This is a genomic window from Streptomyces sp. NPDC055239 (assembly GCF_053606205.1).
In genome coordinates, this window is record NZ_JBSGRD010000001.1 from 74,937 (window position 1) to 100,913 (window position 25,977).

The 25,977-nt window shown below is 71.0% G+C and carries 25 protein-coding genes; 9 read left to right on the forward strand and 16 right to left on the reverse strand.

The window, feature by feature from the left end:
- Positions 1-42: 42 nt before the first annotated feature.
- Both ACWFRJ_RS00320 and ACWFRJ_RS00325 read right to left on the reverse strand, forming a co-directional pair.
- The gene (locus ACWFRJ_RS00320) at positions 43-639 is read right to left on the reverse strand and encodes a TetR/AcrR family transcriptional regulator (RefSeq protein WP_453523356.1); all 597 of its coding nucleotides are present in this window, start codon (positions 637-639) and stop codon (positions 43-45) included.
- 234 nt (positions 640-873) lie between these two features.
- A complete protein-coding gene (locus ACWFRJ_RS00325) occupies positions 874-2,043 on the reverse strand; it encodes an alpha/beta hydrolase family protein (RefSeq protein WP_453523358.1) in 1,170 nt (389 codons plus the stop codon).
- A 112-nt stretch (positions 2,044-2,155) separates the two neighbouring features.
- Between ACWFRJ_RS00325 and ACWFRJ_RS00330 the strand changes: the two genes are divergently transcribed.
- The gene (locus tag ACWFRJ_RS00330; protein ID WP_453523360.1) at positions 2,156-2,758 is read left to right on the forward strand and encodes a TetR/AcrR family transcriptional regulator; all 603 of its coding nucleotides are present in this window, start codon (positions 2,156-2,158) and stop codon (positions 2,756-2,758) included.
- A gap of 51 nt (positions 2,759-2,809) precedes the next feature.
- On the opposite strand, the gene ACWFRJ_RS00335 is transcribed toward ACWFRJ_RS00330, so the two are convergent.
- From ACWFRJ_RS00335 to ACWFRJ_RS00350, 4 genes are all read right to left on the reverse strand, one after another.
- Positions 2,810-3,766, reverse strand: coding sequence for a phosphotriesterase family protein (locus ACWFRJ_RS00335; RefSeq protein ID WP_453525018.1), 957 nt, complete (start codon positions 3,764-3,766; stop codon positions 2,810-2,812).
- A 5-nt stretch (positions 3,767-3,771) separates the two neighbouring features.
- Positions 3,772-4,374, reverse strand: a complete 603-nt coding sequence (locus tag ACWFRJ_RS00340; RefSeq protein ID WP_453523362.1) for a DUF4865 family protein — start codon at positions 4,372-4,374, stop codon at positions 3,772-3,774.
- Between the two features lie 19 nt (positions 4,375-4,393).
- Positions 4,394-4,792 (reverse strand): (R)-mandelonitrile lyase, encoded by a 399-nt coding sequence (locus ACWFRJ_RS00345; protein WP_453523364.1) that lies wholly within the window; start codon positions 4,790-4,792, stop codon positions 4,394-4,396.
- A 61-nt stretch (positions 4,793-4,853) separates the two neighbouring features.
- Positions 4,854-5,441 (reverse strand): TetR/AcrR family transcriptional regulator, encoded by a 588-nt coding sequence (locus ACWFRJ_RS00350; protein ID WP_453523366.1) that lies wholly within the window; start codon positions 5,439-5,441, stop codon positions 4,854-4,856.
- Positions 5,442-5,680: 239 nt separating this feature from the next.
- On the opposite strand from ACWFRJ_RS00350, the gene ACWFRJ_RS00355 reads away from it, so the two are divergent.
- From ACWFRJ_RS00355 to ACWFRJ_RS00365, 3 genes are read left to right on the forward strand one after another with little or no spacing between them, the layout of a single operon-like run.
- Positions 5,681-5,998 carry an SHOCT domain-containing protein gene (locus tag ACWFRJ_RS00355; RefSeq protein WP_453523368.1) on the forward strand — a complete coding sequence of 106 codons (318 nt, stop codon included), beginning with the start codon at positions 5,681-5,683 and terminating at the stop codon, positions 5,996-5,998.
- Positions 5,995-6,807 (forward strand): ABC transporter ATP-binding protein, encoded by an 813-nt coding sequence (locus ACWFRJ_RS00360; RefSeq protein WP_453523370.1) that lies wholly within the window; start codon positions 5,995-5,997, stop codon positions 6,805-6,807. The genes ACWFRJ_RS00355 and ACWFRJ_RS00360 overlap by 4 nt, the downstream gene beginning before the upstream one ends.
- 23 nt (positions 6,808-6,830) lie before the next feature.
- Positions 6,831-9,392: an ABC transporter permease gene (locus tag ACWFRJ_RS00365; RefSeq protein ID WP_453525019.1), complete on the forward strand. Its 2,562-nt coding sequence runs from the start codon at positions 6,831-6,833 to the stop codon at positions 9,390-9,392.
- 65 nt (positions 9,393-9,457) lie between these two features.
- Here the strand turns inward: ACWFRJ_RS00365 and ACWFRJ_RS00370 are convergent, their stop codons facing one another.
- Positions 9,458-9,997 carry an ATP-binding protein gene (locus ACWFRJ_RS00370; RefSeq protein ID WP_453523372.1) on the reverse strand — a complete coding sequence of 180 codons (540 nt, stop codon included), beginning with the start codon at positions 9,995-9,997 and terminating at the stop codon, positions 9,458-9,460.
- A 202-nt stretch (positions 9,998-10,199) separates the two neighbouring features.
- Positions 10,200-10,529 (reverse strand): hypothetical protein, encoded by a 330-nt coding sequence (locus ACWFRJ_RS00375; protein ID WP_383265589.1) that lies wholly within the window; start codon positions 10,527-10,529, stop codon positions 10,200-10,202.
- 330 nt (positions 10,530-10,859) lie between these two features.
- Here ACWFRJ_RS00375 and ACWFRJ_RS00380 point away from each other — a divergent pair, with 330 nt between their 5' ends.
- Entirely contained in the window at positions 10,860-11,954 is a 1,095-nt protein-coding gene (locus tag ACWFRJ_RS00380; RefSeq protein WP_453525020.1) for a PLP-dependent cysteine synthase family protein, read from the forward strand.
- A 24-nt stretch (positions 11,955-11,978) separates the two neighbouring features.
- On the opposite strand, the gene ACWFRJ_RS00385 is transcribed toward ACWFRJ_RS00380, so the two are convergent.
- The gene (locus tag ACWFRJ_RS00385; RefSeq protein WP_453523374.1) at positions 11,979-12,467 is read right to left on the reverse strand and encodes an SRPBCC family protein; all 489 of its coding nucleotides are present in this window, start codon (positions 12,465-12,467) and stop codon (positions 11,979-11,981) included.
- Between the two features lie 64 nt (positions 12,468-12,531).
- Positions 12,532-13,425, reverse strand: coding sequence for a DeoR/GlpR family DNA-binding transcription regulator (locus ACWFRJ_RS00390; protein WP_453523375.1), 894 nt, complete (start codon positions 13,423-13,425; stop codon positions 12,532-12,534).
- A 170-nt stretch (positions 13,426-13,595) separates the two neighbouring features.
- On the opposite strand from ACWFRJ_RS00390, the gene ACWFRJ_RS00395 reads away from it, so the two are divergent.
- Complete coding sequence (locus tag ACWFRJ_RS00395) at positions 13,596-15,998, forward strand: hypothetical protein (RefSeq protein ID WP_453523377.1); 2,403 nt, start codon at positions 13,596-13,598, stop codon at positions 15,996-15,998.
- On the opposite strand, the gene ACWFRJ_RS00400 is transcribed toward ACWFRJ_RS00395, so the two are convergent.
- The 4 genes from ACWFRJ_RS00400 to ACWFRJ_RS00415 all read right to left on the reverse strand — a co-directional run bounded on the left by ACWFRJ_RS00400 (position 15,958) and on the right by ACWFRJ_RS00415 (position 20,615).
- Positions 15,958-18,375 (reverse strand): right-handed parallel beta-helix repeat-containing protein, encoded by a 2,418-nt coding sequence (locus ACWFRJ_RS00400; RefSeq protein ID WP_453523379.1) that lies wholly within the window; start codon positions 18,373-18,375, stop codon positions 15,958-15,960. The two genes, ACWFRJ_RS00395 and ACWFRJ_RS00400, sit on opposite strands and share 41 nt — an antisense overlap.
- Before the next feature lie 174 nt (positions 18,376-18,549).
- A complete protein-coding gene (locus ACWFRJ_RS00405; RefSeq protein WP_453523381.1) occupies positions 18,550-19,155 on the reverse strand; it encodes an Rv1733c family protein in 606 nt (201 codons plus the stop codon).
- 151 nt (positions 19,156-19,306) lie between these two features.
- Entirely contained in the window at positions 19,307-20,131 is an 825-nt protein-coding gene (locus ACWFRJ_RS00410) for an MOSC domain-containing protein (protein WP_453523383.1), read from the reverse strand.
- Between the two features lie 46 nt (positions 20,132-20,177).
- Positions 20,178-20,615 carry a DUF6643 family protein gene (locus tag ACWFRJ_RS00415; RefSeq protein ID WP_453523385.1) on the reverse strand — a complete coding sequence of 146 codons (438 nt, stop codon included), beginning with the start codon at positions 20,613-20,615 and terminating at the stop codon, positions 20,178-20,180.
- 292 nt (positions 20,616-20,907) lie between these two features.
- Between ACWFRJ_RS00415 and ACWFRJ_RS00420 the strand changes: the two genes are divergently transcribed.
- Complete coding sequence (locus ACWFRJ_RS00420) at positions 20,908-22,224, forward strand: TerD family protein (RefSeq protein WP_453523387.1); 1,317 nt, start codon at positions 20,908-20,910, stop codon at positions 22,222-22,224.
- 1 nt (position 22,225) lies between these two features.
- Here ACWFRJ_RS00420 and ACWFRJ_RS00425 read toward each other — a convergent pair whose 3' ends face one another.
- The gene (locus tag ACWFRJ_RS00425) at positions 22,226-23,401 is read right to left on the reverse strand and encodes a glycosyltransferase (RefSeq protein ID WP_453523388.1); all 1,176 of its coding nucleotides are present in this window, start codon (positions 23,399-23,401) and stop codon (positions 22,226-22,228) included.
- Between the two features lie 58 nt (positions 23,402-23,459).
- On the opposite strand from ACWFRJ_RS00425, the gene ACWFRJ_RS00430 reads away from it, so the two are divergent.
- A complete protein-coding gene (locus ACWFRJ_RS00430) occupies positions 23,460-24,245 on the forward strand; it encodes a glutamate racemase (RefSeq protein WP_453523390.1) in 786 nt (261 codons plus the stop codon).
- Positions 24,246-24,311: 66 nt separating this feature from the next.
- Entirely contained in the window at positions 24,312-24,866 is a 555-nt protein-coding gene (locus ACWFRJ_RS00435; protein ID WP_453523392.1) for a hypothetical protein, read from the forward strand.
- On the opposite strand, the gene ACWFRJ_RS00440 is transcribed toward ACWFRJ_RS00435, so the two are convergent.
- Complete coding sequence (locus ACWFRJ_RS00440; RefSeq protein ID WP_453523394.1) at positions 24,823-25,890, reverse strand: O-antigen ligase family protein; 1,068 nt, start codon at positions 25,888-25,890, stop codon at positions 24,823-24,825. The genes ACWFRJ_RS00435 and ACWFRJ_RS00440 overlap by 44 nt on opposite strands.
- Positions 25,891-25,977 lie beyond the last annotated feature (87 nt).

A 25,977-nucleotide genomic window follows, 5' to 3' on the forward strand; every position in this document is an offset into this window, starting at 1 on the left:
CGTCGGAACGTCGGCGCATCGGAAAGTCAGCGCATCGGAACGTCAGCGGTTCAGCGCGTCCAGGGCGGTCTCGGCGATGGCCGTCAGCGTGGCTCGATCGGCGCCGCCCTGCGCCGAGATCCGCATACCGCCGATGATGGCGTTCAGGAAGCGGGCCAGGTCGGTCGCGTCACGCGTGGAGGTGATGCCGCCACCGCTCTGCCCCGCGCGGATGACGGCACTGATCGCGGTCAGCCGCACCGCGAGGTCGCGGGCGAGCATTTCGGCTGCCTCGGGGTCGCGCCCGGCGAGTTCCACGGTCGTGTTGACGGTCAGGCAGCCGATGCTGTGCCCGTCCTCGCGGCACTCGAACTCGGAGTCGACGACTCGGGTGAACAGGGCGCGAATACGCTCCATCGGGGGGCGCTCGGTGTCCTCCAGGATCGCGACCTGGGCGGACGTCATGGAGTCCATGTAGCGGGCCAGGGCCCGTTGGAACAGCTCGTGCTTGCTGCTGAAGGTGTTGTAGATGCTGCTGCGGCCCAGGCCGGTGGCGTTGCACAGATCCTGGGTCGAGGTGGCCTCGTAGCCATTCGCCCAGAAGGCGCGCATCGCCGCGTCCAGGGCCCGTTCCTCGTCGAAGGTTCTCGGTCGGGCCATGTCGGTACGCTACCTGTTTTGGAACGGCCAGTGCAATACGAAAATTCAGTGTTACCTCTTAAGTCCTGGTCAACCACCTCGACCGGGCCCCCGGGTGGCAGTGTCCTCGCGTGAGCCCTGGGTGGCAGTGTCCTCGCGCGAGGCGTTCGGAAGACCGGCCTGGCCGCAATGGTGTTTCCCTCCACTGCGGCCAGGCCTCGGCCCGCGCTGAGGTTCCGGCAAGTGCAAGGCCGCTCACGTGGCGAACAGTGTGTCCAGCCAGTCGAAAGTGCGCTGGTGCCACAGGGCGACCGCGCCTTCGTGGCAGTGTTCGCCGCCGCCCTCTGCCTCGGGGAAGGCGATCAGTTCCTTCGGGCAGGTCAGCGCGTCGAAGATGCGCTGCGGCTGGCCGGTGAAGAACTGGTCGTTCTCCGCCTCCAGAACGAGCATCGGACACGTGATCCGCTCCGCGAGTCCCTCCATGGTGTAGGCCTTGGATGCCTCGACGAGTTCGTCGGCATCGGAGGTCCCGAGGGTCCACAGGCCGTTGTGGATCATCCAGCGCGCCGAGGTGCTCTGCGCCATCACGGCTGCCCAGCCGCCGGGGGTTTCGGCAGCGGTCCGGGCGACTGCCTCGAATGTGGGGTGGACGTCGTACACGCCGTCGTGCAGTACGCATGCGGCGATGCGGTGCTCGAAGGCGACCGCCCGTGCGGCGAGGTACCCGCCGAGGCTGGTGCCGATGAGCGCGAGCCGGTCCGTGTCCACCTCGGGCAGGGTGAGCGCGAACTCGACGACCGGGGTGGCCACGGCCTCCCAGTCCGGCCGGAAGTGCAGGCCCTGCTCGCGCACGGTGCTTCCCTGGCCGGGACCGTCGAAGGCGAGGACGTGGAAGCCCCGCCGCAGGGCTCCTGCGGCCAGCGCGAAGTAGGCCTCTTCCAGGGTGGAGTCGTAACCGCCGTGGTAGAGCACGGTCGGGCGCGGCTCACCCGAGTCGTCCGCGAGGAACAGATAGCCCGGCAAGGTGGTGTCCTCGTAAGGGATGCGCACGGCACGGGCAGGGATGTCGAGCAGGGCGGCCGCGTCCGCGAAGGTCCGCCGGGACGCCTTCGCCAGTCGCGCGGACTCGGTGTCGTTCGCCGGGTCCGCGCGCCGGTAGAAGTCGGCGGTCCGGTAGTAGTTCGAGGCCCGCAGCAGGGCCTCCCGCGCACTCACCCGATGTCCGGCGGCCAGCGCGTCCCGGCCGATGCGCTCGACCCGCGCCGCCGTCGCGGCCCACTGGGCCGACCATGCCTCTTCGTCCCCGTCCGGAATCAGGCGGCAGGTCACCAGGACTTCGCCGAGCTCGGCGCCGCCGTACGTGGCGTAACCGGCAGCCCTCAATGCCTCGAAGGAGAAGGACTCGTTGTCGTAGAGGAATTTCATCGTCAGCGCCTCCTATTGAAGCGGAACGGAACGGTGCCGTTCCATTCGCTGAAGGCGATGCTAGCTCACCGTGGAACGGAACGCACCGGTTCCGTTCCTTTATGCTGGGCGGATGGCAGCAGAACGCAGGGCAACCGGCGGCGCGGCCCTGCGGGAGCGGGTGACCGAGGCGATCGCCGAGGCGGCCTTCGCCGAACTCGCGGAGAGCGGCTACGAGCGCATGTCTATGGAGGCGGTCGCCCGGCGCGCCGGCGTGGGCAAGGCCGCGCTGTACCGACGCTGGGCATCGAAGCAGGAGATGCTCGCCGAACTGGTTCGGGAAGCGGTGAAGGGCGCGCTGCCTCCGACTCCGGACACCGGAGCCCTGTACACCGATCTGCGCGAGTTCCTCGGCACCCTCCGCAGCCAGCTCACCAACCCGGTGGTGAGCAGCATCGGCCCCGAACTGCTCGCGCAGAGCCGCCGCACGGGCGCGCTCGCGGATGTGATTCACACGGGCGTGGGGGCACCGCGCCGGGCGGTGGCGCACGCCATGCTGCAGGCCGCGATCGACCGGGGCGAACTCCCGGTCCTGCTGGACCAGGAACTGGCCGCGGACCTCCTGATGGCACCGTTGGGCTTCCGCCTGCTGATCATGGAGGGGGACCGCAGTGACGAGTACCTGGACAGACTCGCCCGTGTGATCGAGGCCGCGCTGAAAGCTGCCGCCCTCTAGTCACCTGGCGGTGATCCCGTGCTCCCCTCGCTGACCGGCACCTTCCCCCCCCTACGCCCACTCCACCGCGAACGCCCGCCCCGGATTTACCGTCAGCATCCGCTCCACCACGTCTTTGCCTGCCGCGAGTTCGAGCCGTGGCCGGACTCTGCGCAGTAGGTGCGGAAGCCCGGGGCCGCCGTTCACCGCGCGTGCCCCGGCCGTTGTCGTGTCGCCGCCCAGGAGCAGTTGGTCGGCGAAGCCCGCCTCCGCCAGGGTCTGTACGGCTTCCGGCATGCGCCAGTCCGTGGCGTGATGGGAACGAGAGGGGCCGTCGAACGCGATGAATGCGCCGGAATCGGCGACCTGGTGGTGGATCGCGAGGTCGGGGGAGCGGTTCAGGTGGCCGATGATCAGGCGGTCGGACGGTACGTCCAACTCTCCGCACAGCAAGTCGAGTACGTCCAGTGCGCCGGTGCCGAGTTCCAGGTGGACGGCGATGGACGCGCCCGTCGCGTGGTGGGCCTCGGCCGCCGCGTCCATCGTCCAGCGGGCGTGTGCGTCCAGGCCGTGGAAGCCGCCCGCGACTTTGATCAACCCGGCCCGAACACCCGTGTCGGCGATGCCCTCGGTCAACTCCCTGACGAAGAGGTCTGCGAGCCCCTCGGTTCGGAGGCGGTTCAGCAGCTCCGGCGTGTAGTTGGCTGCTTGGTGGAGGCCGGTTGCGGCGACGATTCGTACGCCCGATGTACGGGACAGCTCGGGCAGTTCCCCCGCATGGCGTCCCATCCCGTGCGGCGTCCACTGGACCAGGCTCTCGCCTCCGGCCGACCGGAAGGCCGACAGCTCCTGCGCCGCAGAGGTGGCCGAGTTCATTTCCTGGCCCGGGAGTTGAGGACTCGTCAGGAAAAGGTGGTCATGGGCGTCACAGGTTCCGAGGTCCTCGGGCGCGATGTCGCCGAGGACAGTGCGGACTGTCTGGACCGTGTGGACTGTGTGGACCGCGTTGTCGTTGCGGGAGATGTCCACTGTGCTCACCACTGCCGATCCTCGGGGAGCAGCGCCTGCTCCGGAGCGGACACATGCAGCACCTGGAACACGTCTCCCTGTCCCTTGGGTGATTCGTGGTCCCAGACGGAGAAGAGCAGCGCCTCCCACGTGCGGGGGTCGATGGCTGCCGCTGCGTAGATCGCACCCTTCCGATGCATCAACTGGCGTGTCTCGTCCGCAAGTTCCTCCGCCAGGCCGCCCACGTGGGTGGAGGCAGGAACGCGTATGCGGCGTCGTATCGCGGACTTTGCGGCCCTCGTTGCGCTCGTGGACGCGCCCGCTCCAGCTCCGTTCGCGTACGCCAGGCCCGTCCAGTGCTGCACCTCCGGTCGCCCGAAGTCGTCGACGATGCCCTGGAATCCGGGGCCCCAGAGGAAGGAGTTCATTCCTTCGGGGGTGTTCCAGAGATAGAAGGGCGCGTACTGGTTCACGGGGGATTCGTCGATGCCGCGCTCGCGGATCAGATACGCCTTGGCGCCGAGGCCCGGAAAGTCGTCCAGCAGATGGCCTCTGGTCGCCACCCGGTCGCGGATGATGCCCATGTCGTAGTCGGACGGAAGTGTGATCTCATACTGCATCGCGTGCATGGTGGTGCGCTCCTCGAGCTCAAGTCGCCGGGTACTCGTCCGCGCTCACGTGCGCGTCCCAGTGCGTGGTCGTGCCGTCGTCCATTGCCTCGACGACCGCCAGATGCGTCATGAAGGTGCGGGGTCCCGCGCCGTGCCAGTGCCATTCGTCCGGCTCGATCCAGACGGTGTCGCCCGCGCGGATCGTCTCCGTCTCGCCTCCCTTGCGCTGCACAAGCCCCTCGCCCTCGAGGACGTGCAGGACCTGGCCGTGCGGGTGGCGGTGCCAGGCGGTGTGCGCCCCCGGGGCGAAGTGGACGTTGAACATCCGCAGCCGGGAGGGCGACGGTGGCGCGGCGATCTCGTCCAGCCACACCGTGCCGGTGAAGTTCTCGGCGGGGCCTGCCTGGGTGTCAGGGCGGTTGCGCGTGATGTGCACTGCTCTTCAAGTCCTTTGCGGAGGCGGGGAGAGGCGGAGGCTCTCTCGTGGGCGAAGTCCTTTACGCGGGAGGAGTGGTCGCGGCGAACAGGAGCGCGAGCAACCCTCGTACGCTCGTGTCGAAAGCCGCCGGTGACCCCGAAGCCCGGGCCAGTACATAGCCGCCCTGGACCGTCGCGACGACCGTCGCCGCGATCGCCTGCGCGTCGAGCGAGAGCGCGAACTCGCCCCGCTCCCTACCCTCTTCGACGATCCCGGCGATCCTGTCCCGCAGCCAGTCGAGCGTCTCGGTGACGGGCGCGCGCAGCTCGTCGCTCGCGATGATGTCCGGGTCCATCGTCAACCGCCCGACCGGGCAACCGCGCAGTACGTCGCGCTCGCGCAGCAGGTAGGCCTCGATGCGTTCGTACGCCGATCCGGTGCCGCCGAGGATGCCCTCGGCCGTGGCACGCATCTCGTCCGCCGTGCGCCGGATCGCGGCGAGTGCGAGGTCGGGCTTCCCGGTGAAGTGGTGGTACATGCTGCCCTGCCCGGCACCCGCGCGCTGCTGGATCGCCTTGGGGCTCGTGCCGACGTAACCGCGCTCCCACAGCAGTTCGCGGGTGGACTCGATCAGACGCTCCGGGGTGCTCATGAACCTACTGTACATACTAGTAGGTACAGAGGTCTAGGCGGTCGCGGCTGCCGGTGCCAAGCCCCGGCCCGACCTCGCCGGGAGCAGCCCCGCAGCCCCCACGTACTCCCGCCGTGGTACTCGCACTGCCGCTGGCCGTACGACGACCGGGACCCCCTCGGAGCGCGAGTCTCAAGACATCGCTCAAGGCGTCGCTCAAGAACCGCAGACGTCGCTCAAGACACCGCGAAAATCACCCCGAGGAGATGGACACCATGAACACCCTGGCTCACTTCGACGGCGGGCCCGGCCCGTGGATCCTGTTCTTCCCGTTCATCTGGGCCGCCGTCGTGATCGGCGGCATCACCCTCCTGCGCCGCACCGTGTGGCGGGGCCGCCGCGCACCGTGGCAACGGGAGGGTGCCGAACGGAATGATCGGAACGAGCGGAACGTACGCATCGACGAGAAGTCCCCCATCGCCGTGCTCGGCCGTCGTTTCGCCTCCGGCGAGATCGACGAGGACGAGTACTGGCGGCGCCTCTCCGTCCTGAACGAGGAGTTCGGACGCACCTCCAAGGGCGGCGCGGCATGACTATCGCAACCGGACGCGGACACCACGGCACGACCACCCTCGACGCCGCCCGCGTCACCGAGGCCGTGAAGGTCTACGGCAAGGGTGACACCGCCGTACGGGCCCTGGACGGGGTGAGCGTCGGCTTTCCCGCCGGGCGCTTCACCGCGATCATGGGCCCGTCGGGCTCGGGCAAGTCCACCCTGATGCACTGCGCCGCGGGCCTGGACACCCTCACCTCGGGATCCGCCCATATCGGCGACACCGAGTTGGGCGCGCTCGACGACCGCCGCCTCACGCTGCTGCGCCGCGACCGTATCGGCTTCGTCTTCCAGGCCTTCAACCTGGTGCCGACGCTGACCGTGGCCGAGAACATCACGCTCCCGATGGACCTCGCAGGGAGCCATGGTGACAGGGCGTCAGTCGAGTGGATCGACGCCCTCATCGATGTGGTCGGACTGCGCGACCGCCTCCACCACCGGCCCGCCGAACTCTCCGGTGGACAGCAGCAACGCGTCGCCGTGGCACGGGCGTTCGCGGGCCGCCCCGACGTCGTATTCGCCGACGAACCGACCGGCAACCTCGACTCGCGCTCCGGCGAGGAGGTCCTGCGTCTCCTCGGCCGAGCGGTGCGGCAGATGGATCGTACGGTCGTCATGGTCACCCATGACCCGGTGGCCGCCGCCCACGCCGACGAGGTGGTCTTCCTGGCCGACGGCCGCCTGGTGGACCGGATGGCGGACCCGACCGCGGACAAGGTCCTCGACCGGCTGAAGGCCTTCGACGCGTCGGCCCCGGCCGCACTCGGTACCGAGGGGGCACCGTCATGAGCTCCCTGAGGGCGATGAGTTCCCTGAGAGCGTCCACCCGCATCAGCCTCTCCTCGCTGCGCGGCCACAAGCGGCGCTTCGCCGGTACGTTCCTCGCGGTCATGCTCGGTGTCGCCTTCCTGGCGGGCACGCTCGTCATGGGCGACACCTTGCGCGGCAGCTTCGACACGATGTTCGGCAACGCGACGAGCGGCACCGACGCCGTCGTCCGCAGCGCCGACACCATCACCACCCCCGACGACAGTCAGGGCACCCGGCAGCCCGTCAGGACCTCGCTCGTGGAGAAGATCGAGCGGACCGACGGCGTCGCCGCCGCCGCGCCCGCCGTTCAGGGCGCGGGCCAGCTCCTCGGCAAGGACAGCAAGCCCATCGGCGGCAAAGGCCCGCCCACCCTCGCAGGCAACTGGATCGACGACAGCGAGCTGAACGCCTACCAGCTGGCCGAAGGCCGCGCCCCCGCCAAGTCCGGCGAGGTCGTCGTCAACCGGGGCGCCGCCGAAGCCGGTGACCTGAAGATCGGCGACACGGCCACGCTGCGCACCCCCGACCCCGTCAAGGTGACGATCGTGGGCCTCGCTACCTTCGGCGGCGAGGACGGCATGGCGCAGACCACCTTCACCGGCATGACACTGGCCGACGCGGAGAAGTATCTGACGCCGAAGCCCGGCGAGGCCTCGTCCATCCAGGTGCGGGCCGGGCCGGGCGTGAGTGAGCAGAAACTCGTCGACGCGCTGAGTCCCGTACTCCCCAAGGGAGTTGAGGCGATCACCGGCGAGGCGTCGGCGGCGGAGAACACCGACAACGTCTCCGGCCAGTTCCTGACGCTCTTCACCAGCTTCCTGCTCGTCTTCTCCGGCGTCGCCCTCCTCGTCGCCACCTTCAGCATCCACAACACCTTCGCGATCGTCGTCGCCCAGCGCACCCGCGAGAACGCCCTGCTGCGCGCACTCGGCGCCTCGCGCAGGCAAGTCACCGCCGCCACCCTGGTCGAGGCCGGCGTGGTCGCCGTGGTGGCGTCCGCCGCGGGCCTCGCGGGCGGCATCGGGATCGCGGCCGGGCTGCAGGCTCTCTTCCCCGCCATCGGATTCCCCTTCCCCGAGGGCGACTTGGTGATCAGCGCCCTGTCGCTGCTGCTGCCCCTGGCCGTCGGCATCGTGGTCTGCCTGGGTTCCGCCCTGCTGCCCGCAGTCCGCGCCGGGCAGACCGCACCCCTGGCCGCCCTGCGCGAGACGGCGGTCGACCATTCCGGGGCATCGCGCCCCCGCGCCATGGTGGGCACGGGCCTCGCGCTCGCGGCCGTGGGCCTCTCACTCACCGGTGTGCTCGTCAGCCCGTCCGTGTGGCTGGCAGGGGCCGGGGCGGTCCTCGCGCTCGCCGCGTTCGTCGTACTCGGACCTGTCGCGTCCTCGCGGGCGGTACGCATTCTCGGCGGGCCCCTCGACCGGCTGCGCGGCGTCACGGGCGGACTCGCCCGGCGCAACGCCCTGCGCAGCCCCAAGCGGACCGCCGCCACCGCGAGCGCCCTGATGATCGGTGTCGCCGTCGTCTCGCTCTTCACGGTCTTCGGCGCCTCGCTGAAGGCGACCATGGACCAGACGGTGAACCGCTCCTTCGCCGGTGACCTGGCCATCAGCACCCCGGGCTTCGGTGCGGGCGGCAGTGGACTCAGTCCCAAGCTGGCCCCCGCGCTCGCCGAGCGGCCCGAGGTCGCGACCGCGGTCGGACTCGGCAAGGGCGCGGCAGAGGTCGACGGGAAGGGGCGAGCCCTGACGGTCACGGACCCGGGCCCCTTCGCCAAGTCCTTCGACCTCGGCAAGGTCGAGGGGTCCCTTGACGGCCTCGGGACGAACGGCATCGCGATCACCCGCGCGGAGGCCGGGAAGCAGAACCTGAGGGTCGGCTCCAAGGCCGAACTCGCCTTCGCCGACGGCAAGAAGGCCACCTTCACGGTCCGCGCGCTGTACGGCAGGTCGGAGCTCGCGGGGGACTACGTCATCGCCCGCGAGGCCTGGGCGCCGCACCGCATGCAGGACGCCGACAGCCTCGTCTCCGTATCCCTCAAGGACGGCGTGAGCGCGGACGACGGCAAGGCCGCGGTCTCCGAAGTCGCGCAGAAGTACGGCAATCCGGATGTGCAGACCCGCGATGAGTACGCGCAGTCCGCCGCGGGCGGTATCGACATGATGCTGACGCTGGTCTACGCCCTGCTCGCGCTTGCCGTCCTGATCGCCCTGCTCGGCATCGCCAACACGCTGACCCTCGCGATCCACGAACGGACCCGTGAGCTGGGCCTGTTGCGGGCCGTCGGGCAGACCAGGGCGCAGCTGCGGGCCATGGTCCGCTGGGAGTCGGTACTTGTCGCGGCCTTCGGCACGGCCGGTGGCCTCGCGCTCGGCGGCTTCCTCGGCTGGGTGCTCGTCAAGGCGGCGGACGGCGCGACGAGCAGTGCCTTCGCGTTCGCGGTGCCGCCCGTGCAACTGGCGGTGGTCGTCCTGGTGGGCCTGGCGGCGGGAGCCCTCGCGGGTCTGCGTCCGGCACGTCGGGCCGCACGCCTGGACGTGCTGCGTGCCATCGCCACCGAGTGACGTAGGACGCCCGCCCCGCGGAGCGTGTCACCGCCCGGTCACCCGCGGGGCCTGTCACCGCCCGGTCAGCCGACAACGGCCGACCGGGCGGGAGCATGTCCGGGCGCGTGCCCGTCGGCGAGGGACTGCCGCCCGGCGCCGAGTTCCGCGAAAGGTCCCTCCGTGGCCGCGCCGTACGCCGGGAACGTGGACGGCAGTGCGACGGCGGGCGTAGGGGCCGGAAGGGTGAACCAGACGACCTTGCCCGTATCGCCGTGGGGGCGTACCCCCCAGCTCTCGCTGACCGCGGCGACCATGGCGAGCCCGCGGCCACAGGTCGCGAACGGATCCGCGTCGTGCACCTCGGGAAGGCGGGGGTCGTGGTCGTGCACGGAGACCGTGAGGCGGTCGAGCAGCAGCTCGATCTCCACGGTGCACACCTTGTCCGGCTGTGCGTGCCGGTGCACGTTGGTCAGGAGCTCGGTCACACCGAGCGCGGCCTGGTCTATCAAGGGATCGAGATGCCAGTAGCGCAACTGCGCCGATACGATTCTGCGGACCTGGCCGATCCGCGACGGCAGCGCCTGAAGCTCTACCGTGCAATACCTGCTTGGCTGGCTGATCACGGGTGCGACTCCCCGAATTGCGGTCCGGAAGAAGGCGACGATCGGATCCAGCAGCGGCCGCGGGGTCTGCCGGCTGCTGTCAGTAGCCGGCGGGCTGGTTCGCAGCGTCATCGCCGGTGAACCCAGAGTGATGTGAAACCAGAATGACTCAGGGGGTGCGGGCATGCAACTCGCGCCGCACCTGCCAAAAGCGTGTGGGCCCTCAGGCGCGTGCCCTGTGGCCTCCGGCCCTGCGTACCGCGTCGATGAACCTGCGTACCGTGGGCGGCCCCGATTTGCCCGGGGCCGGGTCGTGATCGGCGAGGGTGAGCCGGTAACGCGTGCCGTTCAGTTCGGCGAGGGCCCGGTCGTCGGCGGCGAACCACGGTTTGCCGGCGCGCACGCTCTGGACCGGGGCGCTGTCGATCTCCCGGCCGTAACTGGTCAGGAGCTCGAACCTGCCGTCGGTGATGCGGATTTGACCCGCCCGGGTGAGGGAGCGTAGCCGTCGTCCGATCTGCACGCCTGTGGCCGTGAAATCCGGCTCCGCCATGACGTTCCGCCCCCTTGAGCGATTCGAGTGGTCGTTCGGTACGGGACCGCCGTCCCGTGCGGTGCAGTCTGCACGCACCCGGCGGCGAGCACCAGTGCGTATGAAGACGTGGTCACAAATGGACGCCGTCCACTGTCCAGTGTGCCGTGCCTCTGTTTCAGCCTACTGAGCCAGGTGTGCCTTTGAGGTGCTCAAAGGTGTGTTTATGCAGGTGAGAAGCGTGCGGAAGGTGTTTATCATCGAGGCGTCGGGCCCGCTCGGAGCGCGGCCAGGTTGACGCCAAGGAGCCGCGCGGTGAGCACCACACAGCAGGAACAAGCCGATGAGCCGATGACCACGCTCGACGTGGACCGCAGCGACGCGGAGTACCGGGTCTGGCTCAAAGAAGCCGTACGCAAGGTCCAGGCCGACGCCAACCGTTCCGCCGACACGCACCTGCTGCGCTTCCCGCTGCCGGAACAGTGGGGCATCGACCTGTATCTCAAGGACGAGTCCACCCACCCGACCGGCAGCCTCAAGCACCGTCTGGCCCGCTCGCTCTTCCTCTACGGACTCTGCAACGGGTGGATCCGGCCGGGGCGGCCGGTCATCGAGGCCTCCAGCGGTTCGACAGCCGTCTCCGAGGCGTACTTCGCCAAGCTGATCGGGGTGCCCTTCATCGCGGTGATGCCCCGCACGACCAGTGCCGAGAAGTGCCGTCTGATCGAATTCCACGGCGGCCGATGTCACTTCGTGGACGACTCCCGCATGATGTACGCCGAATCGGCCGCCCTCGCCGTCGAGACCGGCGGCCACTACATGGACCAGTTCACCTACGCGGAACGGGCCACGGACTGGCGCGGCAACAACAACATCGCCGAATCGATCTACCAGCAGATGAGGTTGGAGCGCTATCCGGAACCCGCGTGGATCGTCGCCACGGCGGGCACGGGCGGCACGTCGGCGACCATCGCCCGTTACGTCCACTACATGCAGTACGACACCCGGCTCTGCGTCGCCGACCCGGAGAACTCCTGCTTCTTCGACGGCTGGACCCGCCATGACCCGGACGCCACCAGCGACTGCGGCTCCCGCATCGAAGGCATCGGCAGGCCCCGGATGGAGCCGAGCTTCGTGCCCGGCGCGATCGACCGCATGATGAAGGTGCCGGACGCGGCGAGCGTCGCCGCCGTACGCGCCCTGGAGCAGGCGATCGGCCGCAAGGCGGGCGGCTCCACCGGAACCGGACTGTGGAGTTCCTTGAAGATCGTCGCCGAGATGGTGGCCGCGGGCCGCACGGGCAGCGTCGTCACGCTCCTCTGCGACCCGGGTGACCGCTATCTGGACAAGTACTACTCGGACGCGTGGCTGGCCGAACAGGGGCTGGACATCACGGGTTACGCGGCTTCGATCGAGAAGCTCCTCGCGACCGGCGCCTGGACGTAGAACCCCTCAAGTTCCCTGTGGGACTCAGGCGTTGGCCGCGGCAAGGCGTCGGTCGAGGGCCGTGACGGCATCGCGGAAGGCCCGGCCCAGGCCCGCCCTGCCGAACTTCAGGGCGAAGCGGAAGGGTGCGGCGCCGTCCGCGGCGAAGGTCCACTGCACGCGGGTGCCTGTCCCGGCCGGGGTGAGCCGCCACTCTTCGAGCAGGGCGCGCAGGCCCGGGGCGTTCGACTCGTCGACGCGGTAGGCGTACCGCTGTGCCGGCTCTGCCGCCACGACCGTCTCCCAGAAGCGTGTGCCGCCCTTGAGCCTGACCTCGCGGCCCTTGCCGTCGTCCGTGCCGTCGGTGGGACGGCACAGGGTGACCGCCGTGAACCACTCGGGCCAGTCGGCCGTGTCGTCGGCGAGAGCGCGGTACACCGTCTCCGGTGACGCACTCACCTCACGGGCGAAGACCAGACGCAACGGAGCGGATTCGGCGAACTCGAGCCCCACGGGCCTCAGTCGGCGTGCCATGTCACTCAGCCCCCAAGGAGAATCGGGTGGTTGAACGGCCACCGACACCATAGCTGGCGTGCCGTCAGATGTCTGCGGTGCTCCCGGCGTTCTCCGCGTAACCGACGCTCTCGCCGTGTTCGTCCTGCTCGCCCGGTCCCGGCTCGTCGGACTCGCCGGTGACCACCAGGTGCCGCAGATGCTCGGAGATCTCCCCCCGCGCCTCCGAGGGCAGCCCGGCGTCCGTCACGAGCGTGTCGACCTGCTCGAGGGTGGCGAACGAACTGAGGCCCACCGTCCCCCACTTGGTGTGGTCGGCGACCACGATGACCCGCCGCGCCGAGTGCACGAGACGCCGGTTGGTCTCCGCCTCCGCGAGGTTCGGCGTGGAGAGACCGGCCTCCGCCGATATGCCGTGCACACCCAGGAAGAGCACGTCGAAGTGCAGCGCGTCGATCGCCTGGTCGGCGACCGGGCCGACCAATGAGTCCGACGGGGTGCGCACGCCGCCCGTGAGGACCACGGTGGCCGCACCCTGCCGCCGCCCCGAGGTGCGCTGCGCGGAGTGGAAGACGTCAGCGACCCGCACCGAGTTCGTCACCACCGTCAGGTCCGGCACATCCAGAAGATGGTGGGCAAGCGCATACGTCGTCGTGCCGCCGGAGAGCGCGATCGCCGTGCCGGGCGCCACCAGGGAGGCCGCGGTGCGCGCGATGTCCTCCTTGGCGTTCAGTTCCAGACCCGACTTGGCCTCGAACCCCGGCTCGTGCGTGCTCGCCTCGACCACCGGGACAGCGCCGCCGTGCACCTTCGCCAGGACGCCCTGGCGCGCGAGCGCGTCGAGATCGCGGCGGACCGTCATGTCCGACACACCCAGCTTGCGGGTCAGTTCATTGACGCGGACCCCGCCCCGACGGCGTACCTCATCGAGGATCAGGGCGCGGCGCTGCTCCGCGAGGAGGTTCTGATTCTCACTCACGTCCGTCACGGCCCTTCTGCCTCGTCACACCCGTCGCGCCCGTCAAATGCGCTGACTCATCCTCGCATGCGCCACCGACAGGCGGCCCACCGCCCGAGAGCGTGCGTTCACCCGGAACGGGGAGATTACGTGATGACGGGTGTGGAGGGGGCCATGAGTGGAGAACCTCCATGCCTGACCAAGCGCATATTCGGGGGAGTACGCGCGTAATCGGGGGAAGCGGAACCGTGGCAGCTGACAACAGAGAAGAGACGGCTCTCGAACTCCTCGTCCACGGAGTCGGGGGCACCACACCCGAGAGAATGCTGGGCGATCCGAGCACCGTCCGGGTCTCCGGCGACGACACGGCGGCCGTCTTCCGCCGCACCGAGGACGCCGACGCGGAGAAGCGTCCGGACGACTACCGGGGCAAGCCGATCCCCGAGGCGTACGTCTGGTGCAATCTGACCTCGGGGAACGGCTCGCGGGCCCTGTGGCTCCTGCTGCTTCCGTTCATGGTGGTCAACCTCGCCCACTGGATGCGTCCCACATCGCGGCGCATGAAGAAGACGGTCCGTACGTACGGCCTCCTGGTCCGCCTCATCGGACTCACCCTCACCGTCCTGCTCGTCGCCGCCGCCTGCGAGGTCGCCATCGACCTGACGGCCTGGCAGTGCGCGGGCACCCCCAAGTGCGCCGCCGAGCGCTCCTGGCTCGGCTTCCTCGCCACCGACGCCTCCGGGCACGGCGGCTGGTGGAGCCAGCCGGGGCGCCGCCTCGCACTCGCCGCGCTGGTGCCCGCCGCGCTCACCGGACTTCTCTGGTACCTCTCGCAGCGCACCTGGAGCGCGTACGAATCCCAGACGCCGCTGCCCCACCAGGCCGACCCGGAGGAGGACGCCGGACGGACCGGCGCGCTCGGCAGGCCCGGATTCTGGTACGGGCGCCGTCTTGTGGCCCGCCTTCGGGCCGCGCACACGGCCGCCGGATTCCTGACGGTGGCCGCAGCGGTCGGCACATCGGCCGCACGCCACGACCGCAGCTCCGGCGGGTCCCCGCTGCTCGACGCCCTCGGCTGGATCCTCGACGCGGCGCTCGTCCTGGGCGGGGGCATCGTCGTCCTGGTGGTCTGGCGCAGGGGCCGCAGCGAGAACAGACTCGACCAGCACCTCGACGAGAAGCTGATCCGCCGACTGCCCCTGGGCGCGCTCACCCTGCTCGTCCTGACCCTCCTGTACGCCGGATGGTCACGCCCCGACTGGACCTCCGAGGGCAGACTGCCGGGCAACGCGACCTTCGGCGGGATCGCCCTGGTCCAAGGGCTCCTGGTCATCGCCCTCGCGGTGGTCGCCCGCGCGCTCTACCGCACGGCCCCCGACCCCCGCACCGCGATGCGGGGCTTCGCAGGACCCGCCGTCGCCATGCTGTCCTGCGCCCTCGGCGGCGTGATGTCGGGAGGCGGCGCCCAGCGCGTCGCCGACTGGCTCGACGGCGCCGGGGCACCCGGATCCGGCGGCACCATAGACGGCCCGCCCGTGCTGCTCACCTGGCAGGCGTCCGTGATCCCGCCCCTCCTCGTGGTCGTCGCGGCACTCTGCGGCTGGCTCGGCGTCCGCACCTGGCAGCGGGCCCGCCGCGACCGGCCGAACGTGCCGCGCGACTACCCGGGCGAGCCCGAGGACGCGGCACGCAGCCGCCGCATCGCGGGCACGCGCGCGCGTGCCGCCCTCACCGACCGGGCCCCGCTGCTCGTGGGCATCACCTCAGGGGTCACGCTGCTGCTCGGTGCCGGGGCGCTCGTCGGCGCCTGGGTGAGCGGGGAAGTGCCCAGCGAAGCCGCGCAGGGTCTGCCGCTCTTCTTCGAAGGAGCCGCCGAGACCTCGCAGGCACTGGGCTCCTGGCTGATCGGCTTCGGCTTCATACTGTTCGTGACCTGGGGCCGCCGCGCCTATCGCGACCCCTCCGCACGCCGCACCATCGGCATCCTGTGGGACGTCGGCACGTTCTGGCCCCGCGCCGCCCACCCCTTCGCCCCGCCCTGCTACGCCGAGCGCGCGGTCCCCGACCTCACCTGGCGCATGCACACCTGGACCCGCGCGACGCGCGCCACGGGCGGCAGGCTCGTCATCTCAGGACACTCCCAGGGCAGCGTCCTGGCCGCCGCTGCCGCCTGGCAGCTGTGGCCCTCCGTCCGCAAGAGGGTCGCCCTCCTCACGTACGGCTCACCTCTGGAGCGTCTCTACGGCCGCTGGTTCCCGGCCCACTTCGGCCCGGCCGCCCTCAGCTCGCTGCACCGCGAGGTCGACTGCTGGCGCAACCTGTACCGCACCACCGACCCGATCGGCGGCCCCGTCCGGGTGGAGCCCGACGGTGACGGACCACGGGTCGACCACGACCCCCTCAAGGACCCCCTGGTCTACGGCCGCACGGAGGCGCACCCGCTGCCCGCGCCGATCCTGGGCCACTCCGACTACCAGGCCGACCCGGCCTTCGCCGAGGAGCGCGCCCGGCTGCTGGCCAGGCTCAAGCCCGCCGTGCCCGCCCCGCGCATGGTCAGGGCAGCTCGGGCAGATCTTCCGGATACAGCAGGGTGAGGTCGTCCGTGCTCGGCTCCTCGAATTGCGCGACGCGCCCCGCGTGCCGCTCCACCATCGCCTCGAACGTCTGGCGTGCGGTGCGGCCGTTGCCGAACGCGGGACCCTTCGGAAGCGCCGTGAAGTACTTCAGGAGGGCCTCGCCCGTCCCCGTGTCGAGGCGGTACTCGTGCTCCTCGGCCTGCTGCTCGACGATGTGGAGCAGCTCCTCGGGGGCGTAGTCCCCGAAGGTGATGGTCCGTGAGAAGCGCGACGCCACACCGGGATTGACGGAAAGGAACCGCTCCATCTCCGCCGTGTATCCCGCGACGATCACGACCACCGCCTCGCGGTGGTCCTCCATCAGCTTCACCAGCGTGTCGATGGCCTCCCGGCCGAAGTCCCGCCCGGAGTCCTCGGGCGAGAGCGCGTACGCCTCGTCGATGAACAGCACACCGCCGCGCGCCCGGTCGAACGCCTCCTGCGTGCGGATCGCCGTCGACCCGATGTGCTCGCCCACCAGATCGACCCGCGACACCTCGACGAGATGCCCGCTCTGAAGGACGCCGAGCGACGCCAGGATCTCGCCGTAGAGCCGCGCCACGGTCGTCTTGCCGGTGCCGGGGGAACCGGTGAACACCAGATGGCGGCGCGCGGACGCGGCCTTGAGCCCCGCGAGCTGCCTGCGGCGCCCGACCTCGATCATGTCGGTGAGGGCGCGCACCTCGCGCTTGACGCTGTCCAGGCCGACCAGCTTGTCGAGTTCACCGAGCACGTCCTTCGACGAGCGGGACGCCGGCTCGGGGGCCGTCTTCTTCTCGGCCGCCGGGTCCGTGACGCGCTGCCCGGGGATCGCGCCGAGCAGGCCGACGGACTGCGTGGCCGTCTGCGGGGCTGGCTCCTGCGCCGCGGACGCCGCGCCCCGCACTCCGCCGCTCTCGTCGCTGGTGCAGTCCTCGACGAGCGGCCCGTCCTCGGCGAACTCGAAGCCGCCGCGCGCGCACCGCTCGGTGCGGCACTTCTTCAGCGTCGTACGACATCCGTCGATGACGTGGAAGCCGTACCCGCCGCTGTCGGTCACCCGGCAGCCCTGCAGGCTGCCGCGACCGCCCGCCGAGACGTAGAAGCCGGCCTCCGCGGGCGAAGTGACCGTGCAGCGCTCGATGGTGGGGTCGGCGCCCTTGGTGACGATGACGCCGGTCTGTACGCCGTCGACCGTGCAGTTGGCCAGGGTGCCGCCGCTGCCGTGGTCGCGGAACCACGCGCCGGTGGCGGCATCGCGGATGCGGCAGTCGTCCAGCTGCGCCGTCGCGCCGTCGCTCACGGACACCGCCGTGTTGCGCACCTGGGAGAGGTCGCTGTCGACGACGTCGGCGCGCGAGCCGCGGTCCAGGACGAACAGCGCGTCCGGCACGTCGTGCACCCGGCACGACTCCAGGACGGCCGTCGCGCCGTCGCTGACCCACACCGCGGGGTAGTCGCCCGTGCTGTCGTGGATCTCGCACTGGTTGGCGTCCACGCGCGTGCCCGGGTCCCACACCGAAAGGCCGTTGCGCCCGAACTGGCGCACCGTGGAACGCGTCAGGGTGAGGACCGAGCGGGAACGCAGATCGATCGCGTTCTCCGGGATGTCGTGGATCCGGCAGTCGGCGAGCGTGAGCACGGCGTCCGTGTCGAGCGTGACGCCGTCCGACGTCGTGCGGTGCACGTCGCAGTCCGTCAGATGCGCCGAGGCCCGCGCGGTGATCTGCACGCCCGAGCCCTTGACCTCGTACACCTCGCAGCCGATCGCCTCGAGTCCCGAGTGCTCACCGGTCACCGAGAGCCCCGCGCCGGAAGCGTGATGCACCCGGCAGCGCTCAAGCCGGGGGTGCGCGCCGCCGCGCACGGCGACGCCCGACTGCCCGGCCGAGACGATCTCGCACTCCTCGAAGACACCGCCCCCGCCGTCGAGCACGGCGATGCCGATGCCGCCGGGGTTGTCGACCGTGCAGCGCCGCACGGTCGGGCGCGCTCCGCCGCGCACCTCTATGCCGGACGCGGAACGCGTCACCACGCGCACGTCGACGAGTTCGGGCGCACCGTCCTCGACGAGCAGCGCGGGCGCCGCCGAGTCCTGCCCCTCGACGAGCAGGTCCTGCACCAGGGCGGACGACCGGACAGTGAGCGGCACCCCGTCCAAGGGCGCGATGCGCACGGAGCCGGGGGAGCCTTCGGGGCCGCGCAGCGTCACCGCCCGCTGGACGACGAGGTTCTCGCGGTACGTGCCGGGGGCGACGGTGAGCACGTCCCCGTCGCTCGCGGCCTCCAAGGCGGCAGCGAGCGATGCGTAGTCGCCCGTGCGGCGCCGCCATCGCGAGGTACCGGTGTGCGTCACCTGGACCGTGCCCTGTGCCATGGAGTTGCTCTGCCCCCACCTGGTCGTACGCGGGACCTCACGACCTCGCGCAAGGCGCCGAAGAGTTCGGCCGGTCCACCGTAGCGCGCGCGGCGAGGGCGAGTTGACCCGATCGCCAGGCTCTCACCTGGTCATCGCCGGTCTCTCACCGGCCCCGGAGGCGGTATCGGCGGCTCAGGAGCCGGTGCCGGTCCGTCCCCAGTCCGGTCCCGCCTTGTCCCAGGCCTGGTCCCAGCGGTCGTAGCGACGCAGGACGATCCGCCAGACGACGAGTCGCCTCGCCCCCTCGACGAGTCCGGCGGCCGCGAGCGCGACGCCGAATCCGGCAAGGGTCGCGTGCGTGGTCGCGGTCGCGTCGTCCAGCGGGCGGCCGACCACCTGGCCGTGCTTGTCCGTCCAGAGCCGGAAGTGGTCGCCCCGGTCGGGGGACCTGAGGTCGGCGAGCACCGCGCCGGAGTGCGCCGTGCCGTCCGGAGCCGTCCACCGGGCCAGCACACGGCTGTGTCTGTCACGCGCGGACGAGGTCTCGGGATCGGGGTCGACCGGGGGGCTCGCGAGCTTCTTGACCACGGTCCCGGCCACTTCGTGACGCATCGCGTGCTGCTCCCGCACCGACTGCCGCAGGGCGTCCTGCGTCAGTCCGCCGATCGTGAATCCGGCGAGCGGCGCCGCGACGGCGATGAGCAGCACGGCCACGCAGGCCACCCAGGCCTCGACGAGGTCGGTCTTCCTGCGCAGCGGATTGTGTCGCCAGCGCCAGAGCCCGACGAGTGCTCGCACAGTCCTGCACCCCCTTCCGCGTCCGTCATAACCGCGAACGGCACGGCCCACGCGTCGGCGGGAAGAAGAGAGAGGGAAATCACCCTTCTCATCCCCACCCAACCACACTCAACGACCGGGCCCGGCCTTCGAGTTCCCCGAGCCGGGGCCTTCAATCGAGGACGGTGAACGGGTCGCCGATCCGGACCGATCCGGTCGTTTCCGGCACCAGATTCTGGCCGAAGACCAGCTGGTCACCGAAGCGGCGGTGCTTGGCGAGCGTCCGCAGCGGCTCCTTGCCGCGCTCCGCGCTGTGCTGGTCGGTGGTGGTCACGACGCAGCGACCGCACGTCTTGGCGACCCGGAAGACGACGTCGCCGATCGCGACGCGCGACCAGTCGTCCTCGGCCCAGGGAGGCGTACCGTCCACGACCACGTTCGGCCGGAAACGGTTCATCGGGAGCGGCCCCTCGTCGGAGTGATCACCCTGCGCGATGAGCGAGTTCAGGGCGTCGAGGGAGGAGAGCGTGGTCAGAAGCAGCGGATACCCGTCGGCGAAGGAGACGGTTTCGCCTGCCTTGCCGTACGCGGGATCGATGGGCCGCCGGGTCGCGGGGTCGTCGAGGTGGACGAGCCGGACGTCCGTGTCGAGATAGGCGCTGAACCACGCGTGCGCCGCCGCGTCGGCGGGCTCGGCCTCGACCTCGTCCTTCCAGATCCCCACCGTGACGGTCTCGCCGGAGGGCGGCACGGCGACCGTCAGCGGTTCCCTGCCGGGCGCGGACATGCGTATGCCGCCGCCGGGCATGAGCTCGGCGGCAGCCAACGCGAGCCGCGGATGCGGCCGTTGCGTGATGACCCGTCCCTCGCCGTCGATCAGCACCCACCGTCGGTCACCCGCGAGTCCCCAGGGCTCGACGACGGCCTCACGCGGAGCGTGTCCCCCGACCGCCTTGAGCGGGTAATAGTGGATCGAGTGCAGCGCTGGATTCGGCATACGGTCATCCTGCCAGCAGCCACTGACAGGGACCCGTGCGGGCGAATCAGTAGCCGCGGTAAGGGCGGTTGTACGGATCCTCGTACGTCGCCGGGGCGGGGCGGGGCGACGCGGGGCGCATGGCCTCGTAGCCCGTTCCGGCCGGGGGGCGCTGTTGCTGCTGCTGTTGCTGCTGGGGTCCCGGGTAGCCACGCGGCGGCGAAGGCTGCTGCGGGATGTACGGCGCGGGCGCCTGCTGCAGCGGTGCGGGCTGCTGCGCGTAGCCGTACGCCGGGTTGTGGTGCGACGGGGCGGCCGGCAGCGCGGCGATCGGGGCGGCCGGGAGCGCGGGCAGGTGACTACCCGTGTCGTACGCGGAAGGGACCCGGATCGGGGCGATCTGAGGAGTACCCCGCTCGGCGACAAGGGAGTCGTAGATCGGAGTGTCCGGGAAGGACGGCGCGGAATAGTAACCGCCGCCATAGGTGGAGCGGGGGGAGGTCATGACACATAAGTTAAGCCCTTGATGTGCTGGTTGGGGAGACCGATAAGAGGGTTGTTTTACGCGTCGGTAGTGACTTGGCTTCCTCAATCTGAGCGAACTTGGGAGAAATCGGTCGCAAGGCGGCGTATAGATCGTGTAAAAGCCGCGCTCCGTCCGGGTTACCGGCGGTTGACGCGCGATTGACGCGGAGGTCGCACGAGGGGTCTCGGCGGTGGGCTTGGGCCTCTCGGCGGTCCGGGTAATAGGTTGGTCATGAACGGGACGGCGGCCGGGCCGGACGTGACCACTTGCGATGGGGGCGGACATGACAATGTCTAAAGGATCGAATGTTCCTGTGCCGGCACCTGCCGTGCGCGTCGAGTTGGGGTGGACCGCGGGAGCCGGAGTGCCGGACGCCGACGCGTCGGCCCTGCTGCTCGCCGCTTCCGGGAAGGTCCGCTCGGACGACGACTTCATCTTCTACAACCAGGCGGTCCACTCCTCGGGCGCGGTGCGCCACGAGGGCAAGAAGACCGAGGGCGGCCGGGTGAGCGACGCGCTCGTGGTGGACCTCGCGCGCGTGGAGCCCGCCATCGAGACCGTGGTGCTCGCGGCCTCGACGGACGGCGGCGCCTTCGGGCAGGTTCCCGGACTCTTCATCCGGGTCGTCGACGCGGCGAACGGCGCCGAGATCGCGCGCTACGACAGCGAGGACGCGACCGTGGAGACGGCGTTCGTCCTCGGCGAGCTCTACCGCCGCCAGGGGGCGTGGAAGTTCCGCGCCGTCGGACAGGGCTATGGCAGCGGCCTCCAGGGGCTTGCCACGGATTACGGGATCTCGGTGGACGAGCCGCAGCAGGCGGCGCCGCCCGCACCGGCCGCGGTGCAGCCCCCCGCGGCCCCGGTGGCTCCGGCAGCTCCGGCAGCCCCCGTCCAGGCCCCGCCGCCGCCCCCGCAGGCCCCCGCTGCCGCGCCCGCCGCCACCCAGCCGGTGCGCCTTTCCAAAGTCACGCTCACCAAGGACGCACCGTCCGTCTCGCTGACGAAGCAGGGCGGCACATCCGGGGCGATGCGCGTGAACCTCAACTGGGAGGTGCGCAAGCAGTTCAAGGGCTGGGCAAGCAAGCTCGGCCGGGCCGTGGCCATGCACGCGGACCTCGACCTGGACCTGTGCGCCCTGTACGAACTGGCCGACGGCCGCAAGGGCGTCGTCCAGGCACTCGGCAACGCCTTCGGCTCCCTGGACCAGGCCCCGTACCTGCTGCTCGACGGCGACGACCGCACCGGCGCCGTGGCAAGCGGCGAGAACCTCACGGTCAACCTCGACCACATCAAGGACTTCAAGCGCATCGTCATCTTCGTGACGATCTACGAAGGCGCGCGCAGCTTCGCCGACCTGAACGCCACAGTGACCCTGCAGCCGCAGCACGGCGCCTCCATCGACTTCTCGCTCGACGAGTGCACGGTGCCCTCCACGGTCTGCGCGCTCGCGCTGCTCACGAACAACAACGGCGACCTCTTCGTCCAGCGAGAGGCCCGCTACCTGGTGCCCGAGCGCGGTGTGAGCCCGCAGCGCACCATCGACCACGCGTACGGCTGGGGCATGAACTGGACGCCCGGCAGGAAGTGATTCAGCGCTGCTCGGGAGCGGGATCGGGGCGGGCGTAGGTCCGCCCCTTCCACGCTGCTCCGCGCCCCCTGTAGTGCTGCACCGCCGAATCCACCGTCATGAGGAGATAGAGGAACGCGGTGAACGGCAGGAGGGGCGCGAGCCAGAGCGTCTGCCGGTAGTAGCGCAGCATCGGGATGTACGTCGCCGTCATCACGAGCCACGCGAGCCCACCGAGCAGCGCGGGTGCCGCGTGCCCGGTGACCAGGCCGACGATCAGCGCGATGGGGGGCGCCAGATAGATCAGGGCGAGCCCCAGGACCGTACCGAGCAGGACCAGGGGGTTGTGCCGCAGCTGGGCATAGGCGCTGCGCGAGACCATCCGCCAGAGGTCGCCGAGCCCGGGGTAGGGGCGCACGCTGTCGACGCGCTCCGCGAGCCCCAGCCAGATGTGGCCGCCCGAGCGCTTCACGGCCCTGGCGAGGGACACGTCGTCGATCACCGCGTGCCGGATGGAGTCCGGGATCCCCGCGCGTTCGGCGGCCTCCGCGCTCACCAGGACACATCCACCGGCTGCCGCGGCCGTGCGCGAGCCCTTCTCGGCGATCCACCGGAACGGATAGAGCTGCGCGAAGAAGTAGACGAACGCCGGGACGACGAGCCGCTCCCACATGCTCGCGACCCGCAGCCGGGCCATCAGCGAGACAAGGTCGAGACCGGCCGTCTCCGCCGCCGCGACCAACTCCCGCAGGCTGTCCGGCTCATGGGCGATGTCCGCGTCGGTCAGGAGCAGATACCGGGGTCCACGCGCGCGTGCCTGGCCGATGCCGTGCCGCACGGCCCAGAGCTTGCCGGTCCAGCCCTGCGGCGGCTCACCCGGCGAACCTACGGTCAGCGGCAGACCCCCGTACCGGTCGGCCAGCGCGCGGGCCAGCTGCCCCGTGCCGTCCGAACTCCCGTCGTCGACAAGGAAGATCTCGGCCTGCCCCGGGTAGTCCTGGGCAAGGAGCGAGGGGAGGCTCTCGGGCAGCACGGCGGCCTCGTCACGGGCGGGGACGACGACGCAGACCGAGGGCCAGGTGTCCGGTTCGCGGCGTGTCGGCAGACGCAGGTCCGTGCGCCAGAAGAAGCCTTGTCCCAACAGCAGCCACAGCCAGGCGACAAGCGATCCGGCGGCGGTCCACACAACGGCGCTCATCCGCCGCAGTCTGCCCCACGGCACCGGACGCGGGAGGCCGATCGACTATGGTGACCGGGTGAAGATCGCGCTCATAGACTCCGGTATCGGCCTGCTCCCCGCCGCGGTGGCGGTACGTCGGCTGCGGCCGGACGCCGATCTCGTCCTCTCGTCGGACCCCGACGGTCTGCCCTGGGGCCCCCGCTCGGCCGAGGACGTCATCCAGCGCTCGCTCTCCATTGCCGAGGCGGCCGCCGCACACCGGCCCGACGCGCTGATCGTGGCCTGCAACACCTCGTCCGTGCACGCCCTGCCCGCCCTGCGCGCCCGGTTCGAACCCGCCCTGCCCGTCATCGGGACCGTACCGGCGATCAAGCCGGCCGCGGCGGGCGGCGGCCCCATCGCCATCTGGGCCACCCCCGCCACCACCGGAAGCCCCTACCAGCGCGGCCTCATCGAGGAGTTCGCCGGCGGCGTCGGCGTCACCGAGGTGCCCTGCCCCGGCCTCGCGGACGCCGTGCAGTACGCCGACGAGGCCGCCATCGACAAGGCGGTCGCCGCGGCGGCGGCCCTCACTCCGCGCGATGTAAGTGCCGTCGTCCTGGGCTGCACCCATTACGAACTGGTCGGGGAGCGCATCCGCGCGGCCCTCCAGCAGCCCGGTCTTGCGCCCCTCGTCCTGCACGGCTCCGCCGGAGCGGTCGCCGCCCAGGCGCTCCGCAGGACCGGCGAGCTCGCCGACCCGGACAACGGTACGGAGGGCGGCCTGACGGTGATCCTGAGCGGTCGCGCCGCCGAGCTGCCCGTCGCCGCCCACACGTACGCCGAAGGAAGGCTGCTCTCGGCGGTCAGTCCCGCGCGCTGACCGCCCGGCGCAGTAACGCTCTGCGACGCGATGCCTTCGCAGCGGAACGTGAGTAGTCTCTGACGCATGAGGGACCACACTCACGGCGAGCGGGGCAGCACAGCCGACGCCCCGCCGGAAGTCTGGACCGGTAGCGCGACCAACCGCGTGCAGTGGCTGCTGGCGCTCGCCGGCGCCCTCTGCCTGGCACTGGGCATCGAGCTGGCCGTCGACAACATGTGGACGTCCGGGATCGCGGCCCTGGCCATGGCCGTCGTGGGGTGTGTCGCCGCCGGACTGCTGATCCTCTTCGGCACCCTCGCCTTCGTCCATGTCGCGGTGAAGGTCGACAAGGACTCCCTGGAAGTGCGCTGCGGTCACATGGGCCTGCCGCGCCGCCGCATCCTGCTCTCCCACGTGGTGGGCGCCGACTTCGCGCAGGCCGTCAGCCCCAGGCAGTGGGGCGGCTGGGGCTACCGCTCGCGGCCCGAGCTCGGTACCGCCGTCGTGGTCAGGCGTGGCGAGGGCCTGGTGCTCAGCCTGGGCGACGGCCGCAAGTTCACGGTCACCGTCGACGACGCCGAAGCGGCCGTGAAGATCATCCGGGATCGGCTGTCCCTGGCGAAGCGCCCGGCGGCCTGACCGGCGCCGGTTCGTCGCCCAGCGGTCGCGCCGTGGCGATGCCCGCGAGGTAGCCCGCGCCCGTCGTCACCGCCGTGACGCTCAGCGCGTTGCCCACCGAGGCGACGGCGGCAAGGGCCGTCAGGGCCGCGCCCGCCGACAGGACGACCTGGGTGGAGCGCGGTGAGCGGTACAGGGCGTACAGGAGCCAGCAGAACACCGCCGCGAGCAGGACCACACCCGCCAGGCCCTGCTCGGCCGCTTGCTGCAACGGCGCCGAATGGGGCCTGCCGTCCGTGAGGAGATTCTGGGCCACCGTGGGGCTGGAGTCCGCGAACCGGCCGGGGCCCACGCCGAGCGCCGGTTCCCGGCCCGCGAGCGCGAGCGCGTCGTGCCACAGCTCGACCCGGTGCCCGTCGAGCTGGCCCTCCAGGGCCGCGCTCAGCCCCTCCGGGAGTGCGTCATCGGCGATCGCCCAGGTCAGACCGGTCACCACCGCCGTGGCCAGAGCGAGACCGACGAGGCCGGTGACCCTGCCCCGCATCAGGGCGGTCGCCAGCGAACAGAGCAGGATCCCGGTGCTCGCGACGACACCGGCCATCGAGCCGAGCACCACGGCGGCCACCACGATGCCCACGGCGAGCAGACGCATCGCGAGCCGTGTCGAGGGCCTGCGAGCCGCCCACGCCGCGGTGCAGGCAGCCCCCGACGCCAGGATCAGGAGCGCGGCCGCGGCGCCGGTGTGGCCAAGGGGCGCCGCGGCGACGGGGCCCGGCGAGAGGTGCGGGGCCGCCGCCGCGAGACCGATTCCGGCCAGCGCGCCGGCGCAGGGCGCGGCGACCGGCAGGAGCGCCCCGCAGATCCGCCCGCCCGCGTACCCGGCGGCCACGGCGAGCACCGCGAGGAGCACGCCCTCGGGCTGACCGCCGTGCGTTCCGGCGCTGATCAAGGTCCAGGCGGCGCACGCGCCGAGCAGCGCGACGCCCGTCGCGTCGGACGCGCTGCGCCGTTCGTACGCCCCCGGTGGCTCGGCCGTCGCGGCCATCCCCGTTGTCCCCACCCCGTCGCCCCCCGCTGTGTGACGGGCCCCGAACGCTGTGGCTCGATCCGGCCGCAGGTCAGAGACTTGGGC

Excerpts from the sequence above, each read along its gene's own strand:
- ACWFRJ_RS00320 (WP_453523356.1), bottom strand. The coding sequence starts at position 639 with ATGGCCCGACCGAGAACCTTCGACGAGGAACGGGCCCTGGACGCGGCG.
- ACWFRJ_RS00325 (WP_453523358.1), bottom strand. The coding sequence starts at position 2,043 with ATGAAATTCCTCTACGACAACGAGTCCTTCTCCTTCGAGGCATTGAGG.
- ACWFRJ_RS00330 (WP_453523360.1), top strand. The coding sequence starts at position 2,156 with ATGGCAGCAGAACGCAGGGCAACCGGCGGCGCGGCCCTGCGGGAGCGG.
- ACWFRJ_RS00340 (WP_453523362.1), bottom strand. The coding sequence starts at position 4,374 with ATGCACGCGATGCAGTATGAGATCACACTTCCGTCCGACTACGACATG.
- ACWFRJ_RS00350 (WP_453523366.1), bottom strand. The coding sequence starts at position 5,441 with ATGTACAGTAGGTTCATGAGCACCCCGGAGCGTCTGATCGAGTCCACC.
- ACWFRJ_RS00355 (WP_453523368.1), top strand. The coding sequence starts at position 5,681 with ATGAACACCCTGGCTCACTTCGACGGCGGGCCCGGCCCGTGGATCCTG.
- ACWFRJ_RS00360 (WP_453523370.1), top strand. The coding sequence starts at position 5,995 with ATGACTATCGCAACCGGACGCGGACACCACGGCACGACCACCCTCGAC.
- ACWFRJ_RS00375 (WP_383265589.1), bottom strand. The coding sequence starts at position 10,529 with ATGGCGGAGCCGGATTTCACGGCCACAGGCGTGCAGATCGGACGACGG.
- ACWFRJ_RS00380 (WP_453525020.1), top strand. The coding sequence starts at position 10,860 with ATGACCACGCTCGACGTGGACCGCAGCGACGCGGAGTACCGGGTCTGG.
- ACWFRJ_RS00385 (WP_453523374.1), bottom strand. The coding sequence starts at position 12,467 with ATGGCACGCCGACTGAGGCCCGTGGGGCTCGAGTTCGCCGAATCCGCT.
- ACWFRJ_RS00395 (WP_453523377.1), top strand. The coding sequence starts at position 13,596 with ATGCCTGACCAAGCGCATATTCGGGGGAGTACGCGCGTAATCGGGGGA.
- ACWFRJ_RS00400 (WP_453523379.1), bottom strand. The coding sequence starts at position 18,375 with ATGGCACAGGGCACGGTCCAGGTGACGCACACCGGTACCTCGCGATGG.
- ACWFRJ_RS00410 (WP_453523383.1), bottom strand. The coding sequence starts at position 20,131 with ATGCCGAATCCAGCGCTGCACTCGATCCACTATTACCCGCTCAAGGCG.
- ACWFRJ_RS00415 (WP_453523385.1), bottom strand. The coding sequence starts at position 20,615 with ATGACCTCCCCCCGCTCCACCTATGGCGGCGGTTACTATTCCGCGCCG.
- ACWFRJ_RS00420 (WP_453523387.1), top strand. The coding sequence starts at position 20,908 with ATGGGGGCGGACATGACAATGTCTAAAGGATCGAATGTTCCTGTGCCG.
- ACWFRJ_RS00425 (WP_453523388.1), bottom strand. The coding sequence starts at position 23,401 with ATGAGCGCCGTTGTGTGGACCGCCGCCGGATCGCTTGTCGCCTGGCTG.
- ACWFRJ_RS00435 (WP_453523392.1), top strand. The coding sequence starts at position 24,312 with ATGAGGGACCACACTCACGGCGAGCGGGGCAGCACAGCCGACGCCCCG.
- ACWFRJ_RS00440 (WP_453523394.1), bottom strand. The coding sequence starts at position 25,890 with ATGGCCGCGACGGCCGAGCCACCGGGGGCGTACGAACGGCGCAGCGCG.